The sequence below is a fragment of the Paenarthrobacter nitroguajacolicus genome, from assembly GCF_051027655.1.
Classification (GTDB): domain Bacteria; phylum Actinomycetota; class Actinomycetes; order Actinomycetales; family Micrococcaceae; genus Arthrobacter; species Arthrobacter nitroguajacolicus.
The window spans coordinates 2,254,891-2,276,184 of sequence record NZ_CP073234.1 but is presented as its reverse complement, the minus strand read 5'-3'; the positions used below and the strand labels follow the sequence as shown (position 1 = coordinate 2,276,184).

Below are 21,294 nucleotides of genomic sequence, written 5' to 3'. Positions count from 1 at the left end.
GAATGTCCCCTACTTATACAGGTCCGGCTTGGTGTTCAGTTGAACTTTGACCTTTTCGCCCGACTTCTGGGCTTCGACGCCGGCCTCGCAGCAGGCTGCGGTAGCGTAGCCGTCCCAGGCGGTTGGTCCGCCGATTTCGCCGCGAAGTGCGGCGTCTACCCAAGCCTGCACCTCGACGTCGTACGCAGCTCCGAAACGCTCTTCAAAACCTGGGGTGACGTTACCGCCCCACTTGCCCGCGGACTGGATGTACGGGCCGTTGTCGCCGCCGATACTCACAATGCCCTCTTCAAAGGACGCTTGCGTGGCCACCTGATAACCGAATTTGGCGTTTACGTAGATTTCGACGTCGGCCAGCACACCTGACTCGGTTTCGAGCAGCACGTGCTGCGGGTCATGCTGGCCGTTCGGCGCACTGCGCGTGGGCTTGCCCAAGCGGACCTGCACGGAGGTGATTTCTTCACCCGTGAAGTAGCGGATCGCGTCGAACTCGTGGACTACGGAGTCGTTGATCAGCATCTCGTTGGTGAATCCCACGGGCGTGCTCGGGTTGCGGTGCTGGTGGTGCAGCATCAACAGCTCCCCCAATTCGCTGTTGCGGATGATCGCACCCAAAGCCGAGTACTCGGCGTCGAAACGGCGCATGAAACCCACCTGGATGCGCTTGTGACCCAAAGCCTGCTCGGCTTGGACAACCTTCCAGGCGCTATCGGCGTCCGGGGTCAGCGGCTTCTCACACAAGATCGGGAAGTCCTTCTCCAACGCCTTATAAAGGATTTCCTCGTGGAGGAAACCAGGCGTGGCAATCAGGACGGCGTTGACGTCACCGTTGTTGAGCGCCTCGTCGGCACTGGCCAACGCCACGGCGCCGTCGATCCCCTCAATGGCGGCTTGCGCACGGGCAAGGTCGACGTCGACGACGGCGGCTACTTCAGCGCCGTGGATGCGGGTACTGAGGCGCTTGATGTGGTCCGCACCCATGCGGCCTGCGCCGATGACGGCAACGCGGAGAATCTTGGTCACTGTATCTGTCCTTCGTGAAATTTTGGTTTGCTACTGAACGGCGCTACTAGTGGATGGCGCTACTGAACGGCGTTATTGGACCCTGGTGCGTGATCCGCAGGAAAGCAGGTAGTTCCGGGTCCTCTTGGCGATGGGCATCGGCACATCGAACGCTACCGGGTACATATCCTGCTCCACGATGCCGAAGATGGGCCGGTTGAGGCCTTCCACGGCTTCGATGACAGCGCGCAGGTCCGGGAGACCGTTCGGCGGCTCGGTCATGACGCCGGCGAGGTTGGCGGCTGCCCAGGTCATGTTCTTCTCGTTCACCTCGGCGAGGACCTCGGGGTTGATCTGCTTGAGGTGCAGGTAACCGATACGGTCCGGGTAGTTCTTGATGAGCTCCAGGCTCGATGCGCCGCAGTACTCGGCGTGCCCCGTGTCCAGACACAGGTTCAAGTACTGCGGATCGGTGGCCGCCAACAGCGTTTCGATGTCCTTTTGGGCACCGACGTGCGAGTCAGCATGCGAGTGGAACTGCTGGTGCAACCCAAAGTCTTCCAGCAGGACCTTGCCCATGCGGTTATGGCCAGCGAACAGGTCTGCCCATTGCTCGTCCGAGAGTTCACCGTTCTCAACGGCTTCACCTGTGACGTCGTCGCGCCACATGGCGGGGATGACCACAATATGTTCTCCGCCCATGGCTGCCGTCAGTTCGGCAACCTTTCGGGCTGGTTCCCATGCTTCGTCGTATTGCTTGGCACCACGGTGGAAGGCCGTGAAGACCGTACCTGCGGTGACCTGGAGGTCGCGCTGCTTCAGTTCCTCAGCCAAGCGGGTGGGGTCGTTCGGCAGGTAGCCGTACGGACCCAGTTCGATCCACTTGTAGCCGGACTCCGCAACCTCATCAAGGAACCGTTCCCACGGAGTCTGCTGGGGATCATCAGGGAACCAGACGCCCCAGGAATCAGGGGCGGTGCCGATGATCAGCTTGTTCTCAACATCAGTCATGACGGCGTTGTCTTTCTCTTTGGCAGGGCCCACGCCGCCCGGGTTCCCTGGCCGAGCTTGCGAGGCGAGGGCGGCGGCGGGGACCTTAGTTGGAAGGGAAGTTGTAGGAGGCGCCGGAGGCGTGGGTGGGTTCGGGCCAGCGTGAGGTGATGACTTTACCGCGGGTGTAGAAGGAGACGCCTTCGGGTCCGTAGATGTGCTTGTCGCCAAAGAGCGAGTTCTTCCAACCGCCGAAGGAGTGGTAGGCCACCGGGACGGGCAGGGGCACGTTGATGCCCACCATGCCGACGGTCACGGAGCGTTGGAACTTCCGGGCTGCAGCGCCGGAAGAGGTGAAGATCGCGGTGCCGTTGCCGTAGGGGTTGGAGTTGATCAGCGCGATGCCTTCTTCGAGGTCAGCGACGCGGACCACTACAAGGACGGGTCCGAAGATTTCCTCGGTGTAGGCGGTCATTTCGGTCTTGACGTGGTCAATCACTGTTGGGCCGACCCAGAAGCCGTCTTCGTGGCCGGGGACCACCAGGTCGCGGCCGTCCACCACCATGGCTGCGCCGGCGATTTCGGCTTCGGTGACGATCTTGACGATCCGTTCCTTGGAGGCCGGGGTGATGACGGGACCCATTTCCGCGTCGGGCTCGGTGCCGTTCTTGACCTTCACGGCCAGGGCGCGTTCTTCGACCTTCTTCACGATCAGGTCAGCAGCGTCCCCCACAGCAACCGCGACGGAGATCGCCATGCAGCGTTCCCCGGCGGAGCCGAAAGCGGCGGCCGCGAGGTGGTCTGCTGCGTTGTCCAGGTCGGCGTCGGGCATCACAATGGCGTGGTTCTTTGCCCCGCCCAGGGCCTGGACGCGCTTGCCGTGCTTGGTGGCGGTTTCGTGGACGTACTGGGCGATCGGGGTAGAGCCCACGAAGGAGATGCCGTCCACGTCCGGGTGGGTCAGCAGCCCATCAACGGTTTCCTTGCCGCCGTGCAGGACTTGGAACACGCCATCGGGCAGGCCGGCCTGCTTCCACAGTTTCGCGAGCAGCATCGAGGCGGACGGGTCACGCTCGGAGGGCTTAAGGATGAACGCGTTGCCGGTGGCGATGGCCATGGGCGCCATCCACAGCGGCACCATGACCGGGAAGTTGAACGGGGTAATACCTGCCACGACGCCCAGGGGCTCGCGGAAGGAGAAAACATCGATGCCGGTGGACACTTGGTCCGAGTAGTCGCCCTTGAGCAGCTGCGGGATGCCACAAGCGAACTCGATGACCTCCAGGCCGCGGCCGATCTCACCCTTCGCGTCGGAGAGGACCTTGCCGTGCTCGGCGGTGATCAGCTCAGCGAGGTCGTCCACGTGCGCTGCAACGAGTTCACGGAACTTGAACAGCACTGCGGTTCGCTTGGCCAGGGAAATGTCACCCCACGAATCCGCCGCCTTGCGGGCCGCGGCGACGGTGGCGTTCAGGTCGGCCTCGTTGGCCAGCCGCAGTTCAGCGGACACCTGGCCCGTGGCGGGGTTATATACGGGCTGGGTGCGGTCGCCTTCGCCTGTGGTTTCAGCGCCGTTGATGAAATGGTGAATGGTGGTCAGTGTGGTCGTCGTCGACATGTGCGGACTTCCTTTTGGTCTGTGGCTTTTAGGGCGGGGCTGTGACTAGCCGAGCAGCTTGCGCTGGCGGTTCTTGTGGTCGGTGTACGTCTTGTAGGCGTGCCGGGTGGATTCGAGCTCGGAAACCTGCGAGACCGGAACGTCCCACCAGGACTCGGAGCTCGGGGCATCCAGCAAAGGATCAGACTCAACATGGATCACGATCGGGCCCGTTTCCGGGGCCGCCTTTGCTTCCTTGATCGCGGCGCCCAGGGCTTCAATCACGTGCTCCCCCGGTTCGATCCGGATAACCCTCGCGCCCAGGGACTCTGCGTTGGTGGCCAGATCGATGGGCAGGTTCTCACCGGCGTCGAAGCTGTGCTGTTCCTTGTCCAGGACCCGGTATTGCGTACCGAACCGCTGCGAACCAAGAGACTCTGACAGCGACCCGATCGAGGCATAGCCATGGTTCTGGATGAGGACCACAATGAGTTTGATGCGTTCGGCGACGGCGGTGACCAGTTCGGTGTGCATCATCAGGTAGGAGCCGTCCCCCACCATGACAACCACATCCCGCTCCGGGCCGCCTGCTGCGGCTTCGGCCAGCGCTGCGCGCTTCACGCCCAAACCGCCGGGGATCTCGTAACCCATGCAGGAGTACGCGTACTCCACGTGGTAACCGAAGGGGTCCCGGACCCGCCACATTTTGTGCAGGTCACCGGGCAGCGAACCCGCCGCGCAGATGACCACGTCCTGGTCATCCATGACCTTGTTGGTGGCGCCGATGATCTCGTTCTGCGCCGGCAACGGCGTGTAACGGGTTTCGAAGGCCTCGTCCACAATTCCGTTCCAGCGCTTCTTCTCGGCTGCGACCTTCTCTTCAAGATCAGCACCAACCCGGTAACCGCCCAATGCCTGGTTGAGCTTCACTAGTGCCTTGCGCGCGTCAGCAACGATCGGCAGCGTGGTGCCGTGCTTGTACGCATCGATCGGCGCGACGTTGATGTTCACGAACTTCACGTCCGGGTTCTGGAACGCTGTCCGGGACGCGGTAGTGAAGTCCTCGTAACGGGTGCCAATCCCGATGATGAGATCCGCTTCGGCTGCGATGGCGTTGGCCGCCGTCGTGCCCGTGGAACCAATGGCACCGAGGGAGAACTTGTGCTCCCACGGCAGGACGCCAACACCGGCTTGGGTGTTGCCCACCGGGATGCCGGTCAGCTCAGCGAATTTGGCGAGTTCCTCGTTGGCGTACGCGTAGAGGACGCCGCCACCTGCGATGATCAGCGGACGCTTCGCGGCGCGGATGGCCTCGGCGGCGCGGCGGATGTCGTCGTCCTCTGCCTCGGGCCGGCGGATCCGCCACTCCCGCTCGGCCAGGAACTCTTCCGGAACATCGAAAGCCTCCGCCTGCACATCCTGCGGCAGCGAAATTGTCACGGCGCCGGTCTCGGCCGGGTCCGTGAGAACACGCAATCCGTGGTGGAACGCAGAGAACATCTGCTCCGGGCGGGACACCCGGTCGAAGAATCTGGACAACGGACGAAACGCGTCGTTGACCGTGATGTCGTACGCGTACGGGAGCTCCAACTGCTGCAAAACCGGGTCAGCCGCACGGGTCGCGAAGGTGTCGCTCGGGAGTAGCAATACCGGTAAGCGATTGGTTGTAGCCAAGGCAGCACCTGTCAGCAGGTTCGAGGAACCCGGACCAATGGAGGTGCTGATCGCAAACGTCTGGCGACGACGCGTGTGCCGGGCATAACCCACAGCCTGATGTACCTGGGCCTGCTCATTGCGGCCCTGGTAATACGGCATGATCGTGGGGTCCGCAGCCTGATACTGCTTCAGCGCCTGACCCACACCGGCCACGTTCCCGTGCCCGAAAATACCGAACGTCCCCGGAATCAACCGCTCGCGATACTCCACACCATCGATTGAATCCACGGTGTACTGCTTGGAAAGGAACTCGACCACAGCCTGCGCCACGGTCATCCGACGGGTTGCTGTACCCATTACTAGCTACTCCGATACTTTCACTGGGATACGGTCTGACATGGTTCGCTCATCCGCCGCGGAGGGCAAGGGCGCAGAGTTGTTAAGCAGCGAGGCGGCCGTCGCAACAGCCCCCGCCACATCGTCGTCGTGCGGGTAAAGCAGCGTCCTTCCGACAGTGAGGCCTCGAACACCGGGCAAGGCAAGGGCTGCCTGCCAGCTGGCGAAAACCTCGTCCTGGCTGCCGTCGGGGTCACCGCCCAACAGCACGGTAGGCATGGTTGTGGACGCCATGACGCGTTCCATCTCTGCCACAACCGGCAATTTCATCCAGGTGTAGGCGCTGGTGGAACCGAGGCCTTCGGCAATGCCGACAGATTTGATCACGGCGTCAGCGCGGAGATCGTTGCGGACTTTTCCGTGTGCATCACGGACGGAAAGGAACGGCTCCACCATGGCGATGAGCTTGCGCTCGGCCAACGAATCAATGGCTTTCGCCGTCGCCTCGAGAGTGGCTACCGTGTCAGGGTCACCCAGGCAGATGCGCGTGAGCATCTTGCCGCCATCCGCACCGAGCGCCTCCAAAGCAGCAGCAGTGTGCCCGGTGAAGCGATCGTCGAACTCGTTGACCAACCCTGCCAAACCACCGCGGTTCATGGAGCCGAAGACGAGCTTGCCTTCCAAGGCACCCAGCAACAGAAGGTCATCCATGATGTCCGGCGAGGCGAGGATGCCATCAACTGCAGGGTTCGCCAACGCGATCTGCAGACGGTCCAAAAGGTCCCTGCGATCGGCCATGGCCATCGGCTGAGCACCAACGGCGAGGGCGCCCCGCGCCGGGTGGTCCGCGGCGACAATGAAGTTCTGCGCGCTGTGTTTCAGGCCAGGATGGCGACGGCGGGTGGCTGCTGCCCGAGCTACGGCCTCGGGGTCCTCCAACCGGATACGGCTCAAGTGCTCGTAGCGGCGGGGATCGTCATTAAGGCTCAACGAACTGCTCCTTCACTGAAGGTGTCGGCTGTGAGGACGGCGGCTGACAGAGAGGCACCGGGGATGGGGCGCCCGCGTTCTGCGAGCAGCGAGGTAACTTCCTCCGGCGTCGGCATTGCATCTGCACAAGAGAGACGCGAGGCGACGATTGCACCGGATGCATTGGCATAGTCCAGGACTTCGGATAACGGCCAACCGGACAGCAGCCCGTGGCAGAAGGCGCCGCCGAAGGAATCACCTGCGCCCAGGCCGTTGACGGTTTCCACCGGGACAGGCGCAGAGACGACACGTTGGGTGCGGGTCTTGGCCATGACGCCTTCGGGGCCAAGCTTCACGACGGCGATTTCGACGCCGGCGGCCAGCAGGCGGTCTGCCTGTTCGTCGGGCGTTCCCTCACCTACGGCGACAGCGCATTCCTTGTCGTTGCCGATCGCGACGGTTACGTGCGGGAGGATCTTGGCAACCTCGGCGCGGGCTTCGGCTTCGGAGGCCCAGAACATGGGGCGGTAGTCCAGGTCCAGGATGGTGAACTGACCGTCTTTGAGGCCGGTCCGCGGACGGGCTTGGTGTGCTTTGATGTGGGCCTCACGGCTGGGCTCCTGGCAGAGGCCGGTGACGGTGGACCAGAAAATCCCTGCATTCCGGATCGCCTCCAAGTCCAGCTCTTTCGCTTTGATCTGCAGGTCCGGAGCAGTGGGAAAGCGGCCGTAGAAGTACAGTGGGAACTCGTCGGTTGCCGGCTTGATCGCGCAGAAGGTCACAGCCGTGGGGTACTCCTTGACCGGGGAGACGAAGGAATCGTCAACATTGAACTTGCGCAATTCCCGGTGAAGATAGTTGCCAAAAGCGTCGTCGCCGGTGCGGGTGATGATTCCCGCGCGGCGCCCGTGTCGTGCGGCGGCGACGGCTACATTGGAGGGCGAACCTCCAAGGTATTTGCCGAAGGACGTCACGTCCTCCAGATCCACCCCAATGTCGTTCGGGTAAATATCAACGCTGATGCGCCCGATAGTAAGCAGTTCGTGGGTCACGATAATCGTTGACCTTTCTCTTGTGAACTCTGAACCTTTGAGCGCTGGGCCCCAATGCCTTGCCACCCCTCAGTGAGCGGGGCCACATGACTACTCTGCACCAGAATCAATGTCCTGTCAAAGGTTTGTACTGACATATTTACAACATGACACGGACCGCTCTACTTGCGCGGCACTGCGAGTTCCCCAGTGACATATTGGCTGCGCCCGAAGCCGAACGACCAGTCGCCCGGCGAGTTCTCCACATAGCCCACGAAGACATCTTCACCCGGGATCCCCACCTCCGCGAGACCGCCCGCAATAGCTTGGAAAAGTGAACTCTTGGCCTCTTGGCTTCGGCCACCTTGGGTAAAGATCTGGATCATGACAACACCATTGCTGCGCTCGAAGCCAAGGCCTGCGTCCTGGGCAATGATCTGACCCTGCGGGTGCTCGGTGAGGATATGAAAATAGTCCCTTTCCGGGATCCCATATTCAGCGAGGATTGCATCGTGGATCTGGCGGCTCAGCGCGGAGAGCTCTTCCGGCGAGCGACCCTGATTGACGTCGATTCGAACAAGCGGCATGTCTACACTCCCTAAGTTTGTCCTGTCATACTAACAAATGATCATTGGAAAACTCAAGAAATACGCCAGTGACATGAAGGCGCCTGGAACGACGCCTAACCCCCAAGCTGGCTGGCGAGGGGGTTAGTAATGTCTGGACTGCTGTGTGTCCGGACTGCTATGTAAGTCAGCCGAAGAGCGCCGGCGTCGGTATTGTCAGCAACCGGCGTGTCCACGCGAAGCCGCCCGCCCCATTTCCTGGATAGATCCACATGGAACCGGCGATGTCGCGGGCAATGACATCACCGTGACCGTCGTAATCGAAGTCGCCAGGGGCGGCAATGAGATCCATCTTGTGCCAGCCCCAGCCGACTTGGATCCGGCCCATCCATCCCCCGGAGCCGTTGCCCGGGTAGAGCCAAAGTGAACCGTATGAGTCCGCCGCGAGAATGTCCGGCTTTCCGTCCTCATTGAAATCGTGTCCGCTAAAGATGGACGCCATGATGTTCCAGCCCCATCCCACCTGCACACGGCCCGGCAGCCAACCGCCATTGCCGTCGCCCCGGTACATCCACAGCGCACCGGAGGCGTCACGGGCAAGTACGTCGGCATTCCCGTCACCATTCCAATCTCCGGGTGAAACCAGGGCCGTCATCACATCCCAGCCACGGCCCACATGTTTGGAAACGTTCCCGCCAATACCTGTACGCAAGTACAACCCGCCATCACTGCTGCGAAACATCCAATCGGCGCTCCCGTTTCCATCCCAATCACCGGGCGTCACCAGGGCATTCGCGTCAAGGACGACACTCGGACCGGGACCCAGGCCTTGGCCTTCCCAGCCGGTCTTTCCCTCGTAGACGATGACATTTCCGTTATCCGTTATGGTGGGCAGATCAGCGTAAACCTTCTCAAAGTCCCACCAGATCTGAATGAAGTTGTGCCAGGAGTCGTCAGCGCGGGCAGGAGAAGCGACCACCGGCTGAGCAAGGGTCAAGGCAACCACAGCAAGAACTACCAGGCGTATTCGGCGCACAACAGACCCCCGACTCTTTGCGCATCCCCCAGTGGAACGCTCCTGCCGCGACCCTACTAGGGAGCCGGATCAACAGGCAATGACTTTGACGGGCTTACCACGTAGGCTGCGCTGGCACCCAGGTTGCTAGAGCGCCGCCCTGATCTTCTTCAGGTGCAGCCCACGGCACGGAATGGCCGCAGAAACGAGGTCTTGGCTGTGCTGGTGCTGCGGATCTGAAAAGAACTTGTCCGTCTCGGTGAGCTCCACAAGGCGCCCTTGGTAGAGGACTGCGACCCGCTGGCACATGTGCCTCACCACATCCATGTCGTGCGTGATGATCATGAGGGTCAGTCCGCGGTCCCGGTGGAGGCGCTGCAACAGTTCAAGGATGGTCCGTTGGGTCAACGCGTCCAGGGCAGACGTTGCTTCATCACAGATGAGCACTTCAGGTTCCAACAACAACGCCCGGGCGATGGTGACCCGCTGCAATTGCCCTCCGGAGCATTGACCCGGGCGTCGGTCCAGGAGGGCGGGATCCAGCTCCACTTCTTCCATGGCCGCTGCGAGCCTGCGGGACCGTTCAGCTGATGTGAGCTCCTTTTGCGACCGGAGCGGCGCTTCCAAGCTGGCACGCAGGGTCATGCGTGGGTCGAACGAATCGTGGGGTTCCTGGAACACCAACTGAACGGCCGTTGCTTCTGCGTCAGCCGCGAGCAGCGTCCTGGTGATGCTGCCACTACTGATACCTTCCAGCCCAACAATGGCCCGGGCGAGAGTGCTCTTACCGCACCCGGATTGGCCAAGAACGCCCAGGATTTCGCCCTTTTTTACATCCAGCGAAATCGAGTCCAAGGCAGGCCGCCCGCTGCGTTTGCCGGATCCGAACTGCTTGACCACATTTGTCAGCGTAAGGGCGCTGCGCTGGTGGGTCGGGGCAGCCGGGATGCTGGTGGGCGCCAAATTGGACGCTTCGAGGAGCCTGCGCGTGTAAGCGGTCCTGGGGCTGCCCAGGACCGTTTCCGTGGTGCCTGATTCAACGATCACACCCGCATCCATCACCAACACCCTGTCTGCAAATGCGGCCACCGAAGCAAGGTTATGCGTGATGTAGAGGATGCCCAGACCGCGTTGGATTCGTTGCCGGTCCAGTAGTTCCAGGATTTGTTGTTCCAGCACTTTGTCCAAGGCCGACGTCGGTTCATCGGCCAGCAGGATCTCGGGCTGACCTGCCAAGGCCATGGCGGTCATGGCCCGCTGCGCCATGCCGCCTGATAGCTGGTGCGGGTATGAGCGCGCACCCCGTTGCGGATCCTCGAAGCCCACCTCTGCCAGCAATTGGAGAACCCTCGTCCTTGCAGCTTGGCCACGTAGGCCCGAATGCAGTTTAAGTGGTTCCCGGAGATGGGCGCCGATGGTCTTGTTAGGGTTGAACATCTTCTTTGGCTGCTGAAACAACATCCCTAGCCGGCCACCTCGAACGCGGTTCAGCTCTGCTTCGGAGGCTCCGGTTACGTCAAGCGCCCCAAGCCGGATGGACCCCGACTCGATGCTCAACTGTGGAGGCAACAACTGCAGCACCGACCGCGCAGTCATGGTCTTGCCCGAACCGGAGCCTCCCACCAATGCGACAAACTCGCCGGGTTTCACGGCCAGGCTGACACCTGCGAGGATAGGGCGCCCCGTACCACCACTGCGGACCGTCAGATCCTCAACAACGAGCTCAGGCATGCTGTCCTTCCACCACGAGGACGTCCACCGGATCCGAGGCCCGACGTGATGCCCGTTGACCGATCAATGTCACGCACAGGGCCACCAGGAAGACGGCGAGTCCAGGGGCAATGATTCCCCACGGAGCCCTCTCTGCGTACGGTTGCGCCGCTGCCAGCATGGAACCCCAATCGGATTGCGGCGGTTGCACGCCGAGTCCAAGGTAGGACAGTGCTCCGACGCTGATCAGGAGCTGACCGAAGCGAAGTGTTGCCTGCCCCAGCATGGGGGCGGCCAGGTGCGGGAGGATGTGGCGGAAAATAATGAACGACGGCGAACATCCCACCACTCGCGCTGCTTCGACAAAGCCGCGCGCCGAGACGTCATAAGCCAGGGTCCGGGCCAGTCGCGCAAACGGCGTCCACCCTGTCACGGTCAGTGCCACCAGCAGCGAGGTGAAGCCAGTGCCCATGGCAGCGACGATGAAGAGCGCCACCACCATCTCCGGAAGTGCCAGCAGGACGTCGTTGGTGCGGGTGAAAAACTCATCCAGCCAGCCCTTGCGGCGGGCGCTAAGAACACCCACTACCAAACCGATGACTCCGGTCAGCACTGTGGCCAGTGCGGCAACCACCAGGGAGAAGCGACCGCCGTCGAGCAAGCGGCTCAGCGTGTCCCGCCCGAGGTGGTCCGTTCCCAGCCAATGCGTAGCGCTGGGTGGCGCAAGTCGTGCGGCGAGGTTCTGGTCATCCGGAGGAAACGGCGCCAACCAAGGCGCAGCGGCCACGGCAGCGACAATCAGAACCAGGATTACGACGGCGGCAGCGTCGATGGCTGAACGGTTACGCAAGGGCTCCACTCACCTTCGGGCTAAGGATCCGGTGCAGGAAATCGGCAAGCGTGGTGATTGCGACAGCCAGTGCCACTACCACCACCACGCCGCCCTGGGCCAACGGTATGTCGCTGTTGATTACGGCGTCGTACAGAAGCCTGCCCATGCCGGGAATGGCGAAGATCACCTCCACAATGACAGAGCCCCCCAGCAGCCCCGCGAACCACACCGCGAACAGAGTGGACAACGGGACCAGGCCGTTGGGCACAACGTGCCGCAGGATTGTCTGGACGTGGCTCAGTCCCCGGGCTCGCGCGGCGGAAATGTGTTCGGCTTCGAGTGCATCGACCATTCCTGACCGCACAGCCGAAGTGAAGAAGCTAATGGGCCGCAATGCCAGTGTTGCCGCAGGGAGGACGATGGACGATGCCGTGTTCCACCCTGCGGAAGGCAGCAAGGAAAACTTGAGGGCGAACACGAGCACTAACAGCGGGGCCAACCAGTATTCAGGCATGGCGATGAAGGATTGTGTGACGGTGGTGATCAACTTGTCCGTCTTACTTCCTTGTTTCAGAGCCGCAACAATCCCCAAGGGCAGCGACACCAGCACTGCAGTGCCCAAGGCCACGAACACCAGGCTCAGGGTGATGCCCAAAGCGGGTAGTACCTGGTCAACTACTGGCGTCCTGCTGATATGGGACAAGCCCATATCCCCGGTGAAGAAGTCCCCCAGCCAGCGCAGGTACTGAACGGGAAGAGGATCGTTGAGTCCCAGGCTCTCGCCCAAGGCCCGAACGGTGGCCTCATCCACCACATCCCCGGCGACGCGGGAGCGGATGATTTTCCGTACAGGATCACCCGGGGTGACATAGGGAATAAGGAATACGGCGAAAGACGACAGCAGGACGGCGACCACGAGGGTCGCCGTCCGCTTCGCAAGGAACGTGATCATGCTTGTTTGTCTATTGTCTGTCGGTCCCGGTTTGGTTGCTAGGAGCCCGACTTGGCCGTTTGCGCGGTCAGTACGTAACGGGAAAGCGGATCTTGAACGTAGGACATGACGTTGCTGCGGACGGCGTCGGTGGCCTGTTCATTGACGAGCCAGAGGTTGACCGCCTGGTCATCCAGGAGCTGACCGGCTTTGGAATACAGCTTGTAACGTTCTTCGGTGTTGGACGTGCGGGCTGCTTCGGTGATGATCGCGTCAAACTCTTCGTTGCAGAAGTGGCTGAGGTTGTAGGTGCCCTTGCACGTGTAGTCGGCCGTCAGGAAGCCGATGGGATCAGCGATGTCGATGAGTCGGTTGCGCTGGCTCAGGATCATGTCATAGTTCCCCGCCAGAACGTCCGGCTCCGCGGACGCATATTCCTTGGCCTGGATGGCCACGGGTATGCCGATGTTCTTGAGGTTGTCCTGGATCACGGTTGCGACGTCGGCGAACTCGGCACGTTCTACAATCGCGATGATTTCCAACGGCTTATCGGCCGTGTATCCGGCGTCGGCGAGAAGCCTCTTCGCTTCTTCAGCGTTCTGCTTCGGCGAGCTCGCATTGCTCGATGCCCACGGCTCTGATGGCGCATAGGGTCCGGCTGCCGGAAGCGCTGCGCCCTCGTAGACGCTGGCAGCCAATGCCTCAAGGTCCAGTGCCGAGCGGAGTGCCTTGCGGAAATCGACGTTGTTGAAGGGCGCCCGGCCGTTGTTCATGTACAGCGTGGCCGTGCGTGGTGAGTCTGCCTTCAGTACGGAGACTTCGGGCGCATTCTCTAGCGAGGACAAGGCAGAGGCCGGGATTGAGAGGGAAATGTCCGCCTCACCGGTTTGAACCTGAGCCGCGCGTGTTGCGCCGTTGGTGATGAACCGCACTTCAGCTCCTGCGAGCTGGACATCTCCACCCCAGTAATTTTCGTTGCGGTCCAGTGTCAGGGATTGTTTCGCCTTCTCTGAAACCGGAGTGAACGGGCCCGTGCAGTGACCGAAGGGATTGACGGTGGCGCCTGCGTAAGCGGCAGGAGCAAGAACACCGGTGTTGACGCTTGCAAGGCGGAACGGTACCAAGGGGTTTTCCACGGGCGTGGTTACGCGAACAGTCCTGGCATCCCGTGCCTGGACAGCACTGACGACGCTTGGGCTGAACGCCCTGGCAGGCACCTTGGCCTTGAGGACATAGTTGAGGGAAGCGGCCACGGCCTCTGCGGTGAGATCGGTGCCGTCCTGGAATTTCACGCCTTCACGAATGGTGAAGTCCCATTCCAACGGCGAAGCCTGCTTCCACTCCGTAGCCAGGAATGGAACCACTTTTCCCTGGGCGGAATCATACTTGGTGAGCGTTTCCAAGCAGCCGGACAAGGACAGGATGTACGCAGCATCGGACTCAGGGGCCCAGTTGGCCACGGGTGCACGGAAGTTATCCACAACGATGCGCTGGTTTGTATCAGCCACCTTCCCGGTGGAAGCGGGCTGGCCACCGCTGAGGCCACAACCGGAAAGAGTGAGGAGGGCGGCCAGCCCGAGGGCTGCCGTGTAACGGCTGGGAGTGCGCAAAAGGAACCGCCTGCTAGGTACGCCCGAACGGGTGGGCATGGGGAAGGTGAAGACTATTAGGTTAGCCTTACCTCTTGCTTCCTGAAAACTGACACTCCAAAGTCCCGTAACAATGTGCTCAGGTTCACGGCCGTCCAATCCGGGTGACAGGGATCAGGAAACAGGAACGAACCCGAGCCTCTTGTCCACGACGTTCTGCAATGGTTCACCCCGGCTGAACCGCCAGAGGTTCTCCACGAACAGCTTCCCAAGATCGTCCAGGTAATCTTCGGTGTCGCCGCTCATGTGAGGGGTAAGGATGACGTTGTCCATGCTCCACAGCGGGTGTTCCGCCGGAAGTGGTTCCGGATGGACCACGTCCAGCGCCGCGCCGGCGATGGAACCTGAGCGAAGCGCGTCCACGAGTGAGTCGGTGCGGACCAGCTCCCCGCGCCCCACATTAATAAGGTGAGCCGTGGGCTTCATGGCCGCAAGGACAGCGGCGTCCACCAAGCCTCTGGTGTCGTCGGTCAGGGGCGCGGCCAGCACAATGTAGTCGAAGTCGCCGACCACCAAGGCCAGGTTCTTGGAAGAATGGATCTCTTCAAAGTACGCATCCCCTGGTCGGCTGCTGCGCCCGGCGCCGCTGACACGCAGGCCAACGGCGCGGAACAAGGACGCGATTTCCCGACCAATGGAGCCCGTTCCCACCACCAGGGTGCGCTGGCCCTGAATTTTCAGCGTGACGCGGTGCTGCCAGCGCCTGCCCTGCTGGAGCCTCAGCGACCCTTGCGCATCCTTCGCGATGTCCAGGACAAATCCCAGGGCGAACTCGGCAATGGCGCGACTCAGGACGCCACGAGAATTCGTGTATTCCACGTTGCTGTTGATCAGGTCATCGAACAAGAGTTGACTCACGCCCGCAGCTGAGACGTGCACCCACTTCAGCGACGAAGCTGACGCCCAGTTCTCGCGCAGCGCAGGTGAGAAGGAATGCCATTGGTAAAGAACGTCCGCACCATCCATTGCCTCGGGGAGACCGTCAGCCTTGGTCAGGCGGACTTCGGCCAGCTCCGCGATTTCGTCCAATCGGGGCGGCAGGGACTCCCGGTACAGGACTGCGACGATGGGCGGATTGCCTTCGGCATTCGTCATGATCACGACGCCGCTGCTGCCACTGGCTTGGAAGCGCCGGATTCCGCCTTGCCCAGAGCTTCCAAGACGTCAATGGCAGCCAGGACAGCCGCTGTGAACTCAGAGGTCGACGACGGTCCTCCAACGTCGCGGGTACCCAACCCCTCTCGCAACACGGACTCGAAAGCCAACTCCAGATGCTCGGCAGCCGCCGGGTGGCCCAAGTGTTGGAGCATCATTGCCCCTGACCAGATCTGACCTACCGGGTTCGCCAATCCCTTGCCTGCAATGTCCGGGGCAGATCCGTGGACGGGTTCGAAGAGGGACGGAAAGTCGCCTTCAGGATTCAGGTTGGCACTGGGGGCTACCCCGATGGACCCGGTGACCGAGCTGCCCAAGTCCGAAAGGATGTCCCCCAGCAGGTTGGAGGCAACGATGACGTCGAAGGTCCAGGGCTGCAGGACCAGGTGCGCAGCCAGTGCATCCACCAGTTCGCTGGTGAGTGTCACGTCGGGATACAGACGGGTGGTTTCTTCCACGACTTCGTCCCAGAAAGGCATGGTGTGGATGATGCCGTTGCTTTTCGTCGCGGAGGTCAGGTGACCTTTCCTGGATGAGGCGAGCGATGCCGCGTAATGCGCCGCACGCGATACTCCCAGGCGGGTGAAGATGGTTTCCTGGACTGCGGTCTCGTGCGGCAGCCCGCGGTAGGCCCGACCCCCGACCTCAGAATATTCCCCTTCGTTGTTTTCACGAACGATGAGGATATCGATCGGTTCCTTGTTCGCAAGAGGCGACTTGACGCCGTCGAGCGTTTTCACGGGTCGGAGGTTGATGTACTGCTGGAATTCGCGGCGAATGGGAATCAGCAGGCCCCACAGAGATTCAGCGTCCGGAACCTCCGGGGAGCCTACGGCGCCCAGGAAAATGGCATCGTGCTGCGCCAGCTGTTCCAGACCGTCCAGCGGCATCATTCGCCCGTGCTCCCCGTAGTAGTCCGAGCCCCAATCGAAGTGGGTGAACTCAAGGCTGATGGCATGGAGCTGCGCGATCCGTTCGAGGCATTCGATGGCGGCGGGAACAACTTCCTTTCCTATTCCGTCGCCCGCGATAACTGCGATTTTGTGGGTCGTCATGATGCATTCCGTTCTGAGGTGGCAGTGAGTTTCTGCCAGCGGGTGGCGGGCTCGGCCAATTTGATGATGGTGCTTTTGGGTTCGGTCATCTCACGTACCGCATGTTTGACGCCTTCACGCCCCACACCGGATTTCTTGAAACCGCCGAAGGGCATCGAATCGATCCGGACGTCACTGGTCTCATTAATGACAACGGCGCCCACGTGCAGCTTGTCGGCAATGGCCAGGGCCAGCTCGATCGACTCCGTGAACACGCCGGCTTGAAGCCCGTAGTCGGAGTCGTTGGCGGCGTGGATGGCGTCGGCGACCTGGATGAACGGCATGATGCTGACCACCGGGCCAAATACTTCTTCGCTGATGACGCGGACGTTTGCCGGGACATCGGTCAGCACGGTTGGCTGGTAGAACGCCCCAGTACGCTGGCCCCCCACCTGGACGTTGGCACCAAGTGTTTTGGCCTCCTCCACCCATTCCTCCACACGCCGGGCCTCCGCTTCGGTGATGAGGGGACCGACGTCGGTGCTGCGGTCCATCTTCGCTCCGACGCGGAGCGCTTTGGTTCCGCTGATTACATGTTCAAGGACTTCGTCGAACAGCGAAATGTGGACGTAGACGCGCTGGACCGACAGGCAATTCTGGCCGGCCACACCGAACGCCCCCGCGACGATCGCCTCAGCAGCTTTTGCGGGTTCGGCGTCGGCACAGACGATCGTGGCGTTGTTGCCGCCAAGCTCCGAAAGGATCTTCTTCGCTCCCGCAGCGGCAGCAATGCGGTCGGCCGTCTTCGGCCCGCCGGTAAAGGAGATGAGGTCCACCTGGGGGTCGGTCACGATAGCCTCGGAGACCCCCGGTCCCGACACGATCGCGGCAATGCGACCGGTCGGAACACCGGCTTCGAGCAACAGTTGGACGAAAGCCAGTCCGGTCAGCGGTGTGCGGCCCGAGGGTTTAAGCACGACGCCGTTGCCTCCGACCAGCGCCGGGCCCAGCTTGTGTGCCACGAGGTTTAGCGGATCATTGAAGGGCGTGATTGCAGCGATGATGCCAACAGGCTTGCGGCTGTACCAGCCGATTTTGTTGGCTCCGGCCATGCTGTCTTCAAAGCCGAGGGTTTCCCCGACGAGTTCGCTCGAGGCTGCCGCCGAAAGCCGCAACGTCTCGATGCACCGGCGTACTTCACGCTCGGCCTCGTTGATGGTCTTGCTGCTCTCGGCGGCAATGATCTCCGAAAACCGGACCGACTGCTCAGCCAGGAGCACTGCGGCTCGTTCTAAAGCCTCACGGCGTTCCCGGAGAGGCCAATCGTGGTCCTGAAGGTGGCGATGGATGTAGTCAACCGCACGCCTGACATCCTGTGGGGTGGAGGAACACACACTTCCCAAGAGAACGCCGTCTTCGGGATCCCTGACCTCGAGGATCCTGTCAGCTGTCTCCCAACGGCCTTCCAGGAACGCACCTCCCGGCAGGACCGCGATACTTGCCCGCCTGTAGGCCGTCTCCTGCCTTGTTTCCGGGCGCGTTTCAGCGACTTTGGTTGATGAACTCATGTGATCCTTTACCCTGCCTATTTGATGCGGTCGATGATCTTCGCGGCTCCGCCAATAAACGGCAGGAACCATGGCGGGCCGAAGTGGCCGGGCACAGGCGGGTTCTTCAGATCTTCCCAAACGTTGGCCTGCTTGTCCCCCGCCATGTAGTGGGCCATCCTCTTGCCCATGTGCGCGGCCATCTGAACACCATGTCCGCTGTAGCAAAGGGAGTAGAACAGGCCATCATGCTGGCCGGCATGGACCATCTGGTCCATGGAGAGGTCCACCAGGCCACCCCAGATGTAGTCCACCTTGACGTTGGACAGATAGGGAAAGAGTTCGGTCATGGCCTTGTGCAGGATCTCCGCACTCTTTACATCCGAATCCGGGCTGGACAGCGCAAAACGTGCGCGACCGCCGAACAACAACCTGTTGTCCGGCGTGATGCGGAAGTAGTACGTCAGCATCTTGCTGTCAGAGGCTTGGCGCCTGTTGGGCAGGATGCGGTTCACGACCTCTTCGGACAGAGGCTCGGTGCAGATGATGAAGCTGCCCACAGGAATCACGCGACGCTGCAGCCACGGGGTGACGTTGCCGGTGTAGCCGCTGGTGGCGACCAGGACCTGCTTGGCCCGGGTAATTCCACGGGTGGTGTGAACATCGTGGACTGTGCCCGAGACCTTGTTCAGCTCGGTGACCGATGCGTTTTCGCAGATGGCTGCGCCGTTGTCAGCTGCCACCTTCGCCAGCCCGTGCACGAACTTCCCTACATGGAGACCCGCGCCCAGCGGATCCATCATGGCACCCTGGTAGAAGTCGGTGCCGATTTCGCTGTGGATTTCGGACTTGGGAATGACCTTTACCTGGTGGTCAACCAGGTTGGCGAGCAGCTCCTGGGACTTCAGGAAGCCGTCGTAGTGGGACTTGTGGAACGCGAGGGAGAGCTTGCCGAAGCGCTTGAAGTCGCAGTCGATGCCGTTGTCGTGCACCAGCTTCTCGATGGTTTCAATAGCGTCGTTGTATTCGCGGAACATTTCAACCGCACGAGGAGCCCCGTAGCGCTTGACTGCCGTACTGAAACCAATGGCCAAACCAGTGGTAGCCATTCCCCCATTACGGCCCGATGCGCCCCAGCCGACGGTATGACGTTCGAATACAGCGACGCTCGCTCCTTGCTTGGCGAACTCCAGGGCGGCTGATAGCCCGGTAAAACCGGCGCCAATGATAGCTACATCAACGTTTTCCGGGACCGGAGTGCGGCGATAGTCGCCGGATGGCTCTGCTGTATCGAGCCAGTAAGGAACAAGTTTCACGGGTTGGCCTTTCGCCTCGTGGTCGTTTTAGAGACCGAGGTGCTTGTTGATCTCGTCCAGGGATTTAGCGGTGTTGAGGCCGTAGCCCTCGCCAATGGGGTCATAGCCGCGGTCCAGCATCCAGAGGTTACGGAAACCCAGGTCGTGCATGGGATGCATGTCGTAGCGAGTGTGGGAGGAGATGTGCAGGAAGTCCTCGGGCTTGGCATTCAGCGTGTCCAGCATGTACTCGAAAGCTTGGTACCGGGGCTTGTACGCCTGGGCTTGCTCGGCAGTGAGGACTGAATGGAAGTTTGCGCCGAGCTTGGGAATGCTGATGTCTAGGAAGCTGGTGTCCGCGTTGGATAGAGCCACGAGTTGGTAGTTGTCGCCCATGAGCTTCAGCGGGGCCGGCACGTCGTCGTGGGCAACCCAGCCGCGGACAGCATCGGCAAATGCTGCGCCTGCGCCTTGAGTAGGCCCAATTCCCCAGCGCTTGCACACACGATCAAAGGAATCCTGGAGGATCTGCTCATACGGCTTGTAATCCCCCAGTACTTCGTCAAAGCGGTATCCACGGAACTGCTTCTTGAAGGTGGGCCACTGTTCTTCAGAAATGCGGCCATCGAGCAGACGGCGCGTAGTGGGATCGATGTCGAAGTTGATGAGTGTGCCGTAGATGTCAAAGGAGATGTACTTCGGCCGGGAATTGGTCTCTGCCATGTCAAGTCCGTTCGGTTTGGGTATGGAGGCGGGCGGGCCGCTTTTGAGGGTGTCGAGTGAAGTGGCGGAACGTCGCAATCTCCTGCGGGCGGGCCGGAGCTTCTCGACTAATGACTCGACTCTAGAAGGCGTAATTGTCAATTGTCAACAGTTTTGCGCAACAAAGTAGAACGATTCTCAGTAGGGATCGGTGTTGAAAAAAGTTCCTGTCAATTGTTGACAATCTACTGTTGAGGGGGTTGCATTGCAGTAGATGACGGAGAGATCCGGATCACATTACAACCAAAACCTTCTCCCCTCCCCACCGCCCGACCCCCTTCGAAGGGAAGCACCATGAAGATTCGAACCAAGGCACAAACCGCAGCTGCCGGACTTGCCGTTCTGTTGGCACTGAGCGCTTGTGGAGGTACCGCCAACAGCGACTCCGCAGACAACAGCAAGACTGCCAACACCACCGACATCTCCGAGGGCGTCCAGCCCGATTCAGCTGCTGTTGCCCTGCTGCCGCAAGCCGTCAAGGACAAGGGCGAGCTCACCGTGGCGATGGACCTTCACTACCCGCCCACCACCTTCCTAGCGGAAGACAATACGACTCCGATCGGCCTCAACCCGGACATCGCCAGGCTCATCGCCAAGAAGCTTGACCTGAAGTTGAAGTTCGTGGACACGAAATTCGACACGATTGTTCCCGGCCTCGATGGCGGCCGATTCGATTTCACCGCCACCACCATGTCCAAGACTGAGGAACGCCTCAAAGTCTTGGACATGATCGACTACTTCAAAGCCGGCAACTCCGTAGCCGTGGCCGCAGGCAATCCGCTTAAGCTCACCGTTGAGACCCTGTGCGGTAAGAACATCGCAGTGACGCAAGGATCCACCGGGCAGCTCAAGCGCTTGCCCGCATTGAGCGAGCAGAGCTGCACGTCCAAGGGTCAGCCGGCCATCAACGGCGTGACATTGCCCAACGTCCAAGACGCACTGACACAGCTGCACTCCAAGCGCATCGACGGAATTTTGTACGACACAACTGCACTCGGGTGGGCTGAGAAGCAGCAGCCGGGCTCCTTCGAACTCGTGGGTCGCGTCGATGTCGGCTCCAGCGACCTGACGGCCATCGGCTTGAAGAAGGGCTCGCCCTTGACGCCGGCCTTCCAGACGGCACTTCAGTCGGTCCTTCAGACCCCGGAATACAAAGAGTCCCTCGACAACTGGGGCCTGGAGTCCGGAGCCATCACCGACGCCAAGCTGAACTAAGG

18 protein-coding genes are annotated in these 21,294 nt (G+C 61.2%); 1 reads left to right on the top strand and 17 read right to left on the bottom strand.

From position 1 onward, the window contains the following. Window positions 1-9: 9 nt before the first annotated feature. The 17 genes from KCX59_RS10875 to KCX59_RS10795 form a co-directional block, all read right to left on the bottom strand. Window positions 10-1,023, bottom strand: coding sequence for a Gfo/Idh/MocA family protein (locus KCX59_RS10875; RefSeq protein WP_178993894.1), 1,014 nt, complete (start codon window positions 1,021-1,023; stop codon window positions 10-12). Window positions 1,024-1,095: 72 nt separating this feature from the next. Beyond that, window positions 1,096-2,013, bottom strand: a complete 918-nt coding sequence (locus KCX59_RS10870; RefSeq protein ID WP_178993895.1) for a sugar phosphate isomerase/epimerase family protein — start codon at window positions 2,011-2,013, stop codon at window positions 1,096-1,098. A gap of 85 nt (window positions 2,014-2,098) precedes the next feature. Beyond that, window positions 2,099-3,610 carry a CoA-acylating methylmalonate-semialdehyde dehydrogenase gene (locus KCX59_RS10865; protein WP_178993896.1) on the bottom strand — a complete coding sequence of 504 codons (1,512 nt, stop codon included), beginning with the start codon at window positions 3,608-3,610 and terminating at the stop codon, window positions 2,099-2,101. 45 nt (window positions 3,611-3,655) lie between these two features. After that, window positions 3,656-5,602 (bottom strand): 3D-(3,5/4)-trihydroxycyclohexane-1,2-dione acylhydrolase (decyclizing), encoded by a 1,947-nt coding sequence (iolD, locus tag KCX59_RS10860; protein ID WP_179018354.1) that lies wholly within the window; start codon window positions 5,600-5,602, stop codon window positions 3,656-3,658. Window positions 5,603-5,608: 6 nt separating this feature from the next. Continuing rightward, the gene (locus KCX59_RS10855; RefSeq protein WP_179018352.1) at window positions 5,609-6,571 is read right to left on the bottom strand and encodes a Cgl0159 family (beta/alpha)8-fold protein; all 963 of its coding nucleotides are present in this window, start codon (window positions 6,569-6,571) and stop codon (window positions 5,609-5,611) included. Beyond that, on the bottom strand, window positions 6,568-7,602 hold the full coding sequence (gene iolC / locus KCX59_RS10850) for a 5-dehydro-2-deoxygluconokinase (protein ID WP_179018350.1): 1,035 nt from the start codon (window positions 7,600-7,602) through the stop codon (window positions 6,568-6,570). Before iolC ends, KCX59_RS10855 begins: the two co-directional genes overlap by 4 nt. A 161-nt stretch (window positions 7,603-7,763) precedes the next feature. Continuing rightward, window positions 7,764-8,168, bottom strand: a complete 405-nt coding sequence (locus KCX59_RS10845; RefSeq protein ID WP_178993904.1) for a tautomerase family protein — start codon at window positions 8,166-8,168, stop codon at window positions 7,764-7,766. 166 nt (window positions 8,169-8,334) lie between these two features. Continuing rightward, window positions 8,335-9,183, bottom strand: a complete 849-nt coding sequence (locus KCX59_RS10840) for an FG-GAP repeat domain-containing protein (RefSeq protein WP_179018348.1) — start codon at window positions 9,181-9,183, stop codon at window positions 8,335-8,337. Window positions 9,184-9,309: 126 nt separating this feature from the next. Continuing rightward, window positions 9,310-10,893, bottom strand: coding sequence for an ATP-binding cassette domain-containing protein (locus tag KCX59_RS10835; protein WP_179018346.1), 1,584 nt, complete (start codon window positions 10,891-10,893; stop codon window positions 9,310-9,312). After that, window positions 10,886-11,731: an ABC transporter permease gene (locus KCX59_RS10830; RefSeq protein WP_179018344.1), complete on the bottom strand. Its 846-nt coding sequence runs from the start codon at window positions 11,729-11,731 to the stop codon at window positions 10,886-10,888. Before KCX59_RS10830 ends, KCX59_RS10835 begins: the two co-directional genes overlap by 8 nt. Then, on the bottom strand, window positions 11,715-12,656 hold the full coding sequence (locus KCX59_RS10825; RefSeq protein ID WP_178993911.1) for an ABC transporter permease: 942 nt from the start codon (window positions 12,654-12,656) through the stop codon (window positions 11,715-11,717). The genes KCX59_RS10830 and KCX59_RS10825 overlap by 17 nt, the downstream gene beginning before the upstream one ends. A 38-nt stretch (window positions 12,657-12,694) precedes the next feature. Next, the gene (locus tag KCX59_RS10820; protein ID WP_179018342.1) at window positions 12,695-14,284 is read right to left on the bottom strand and encodes an ABC transporter substrate-binding protein; all 1,590 of its coding nucleotides are present in this window, start codon (window positions 14,282-14,284) and stop codon (window positions 12,695-12,697) included. 114 nt (window positions 14,285-14,398) lie between these two features. Continuing rightward, a complete protein-coding gene (locus KCX59_RS10815; RefSeq protein ID WP_179018340.1) occupies window positions 14,399-15,379 on the bottom strand; it encodes a D-2-hydroxyacid dehydrogenase in 981 nt (326 codons plus the stop codon). Window positions 15,380-15,381: 2 nt separating this feature from the next. Further along, window positions 15,382-16,494, bottom strand: a complete 1,113-nt coding sequence (locus tag KCX59_RS10810; protein WP_179018338.1) for a tartrate dehydrogenase — start codon at window positions 16,492-16,494, stop codon at window positions 15,382-15,384. Further along, window positions 16,491-18,041 carry an aldehyde dehydrogenase family protein gene (locus KCX59_RS10805; protein ID WP_179018336.1) on the bottom strand — a complete coding sequence of 517 codons (1,551 nt, stop codon included), beginning with the start codon at window positions 18,039-18,041 and terminating at the stop codon, window positions 16,491-16,493. The genes KCX59_RS10810 and KCX59_RS10805 overlap by 4 nt, the downstream gene beginning before the upstream one ends. A 17-nt stretch (window positions 18,042-18,058) precedes the next feature. Continuing rightward, on the bottom strand, window positions 18,059-19,336 hold the full coding sequence (locus KCX59_RS10800; RefSeq protein ID WP_179018334.1) for an NAD(P)/FAD-dependent oxidoreductase: 1,278 nt from the start codon (window positions 19,334-19,336) through the stop codon (window positions 18,059-18,061). Between the two features lie 27 nt (window positions 19,337-19,363). After that, window positions 19,364-20,038: a haloacid dehalogenase type II gene (locus KCX59_RS10795; RefSeq protein WP_179018332.1), complete on the bottom strand. Its 675-nt coding sequence runs from the start codon at window positions 20,036-20,038 to the stop codon at window positions 19,364-19,366. 333 nt (window positions 20,039-20,371) lie between these two features. On the opposite strand from KCX59_RS10795, the gene KCX59_RS10790 reads away from it, so the two are divergent. After that, a complete protein-coding gene (locus KCX59_RS10790; protein WP_179018330.1) occupies window positions 20,372-21,292 on the top strand; it encodes an ABC transporter substrate-binding protein in 921 nt (306 codons plus the stop codon). The last annotated feature ends 2 nt before the right edge of the window (window positions 21,293-21,294 follow it).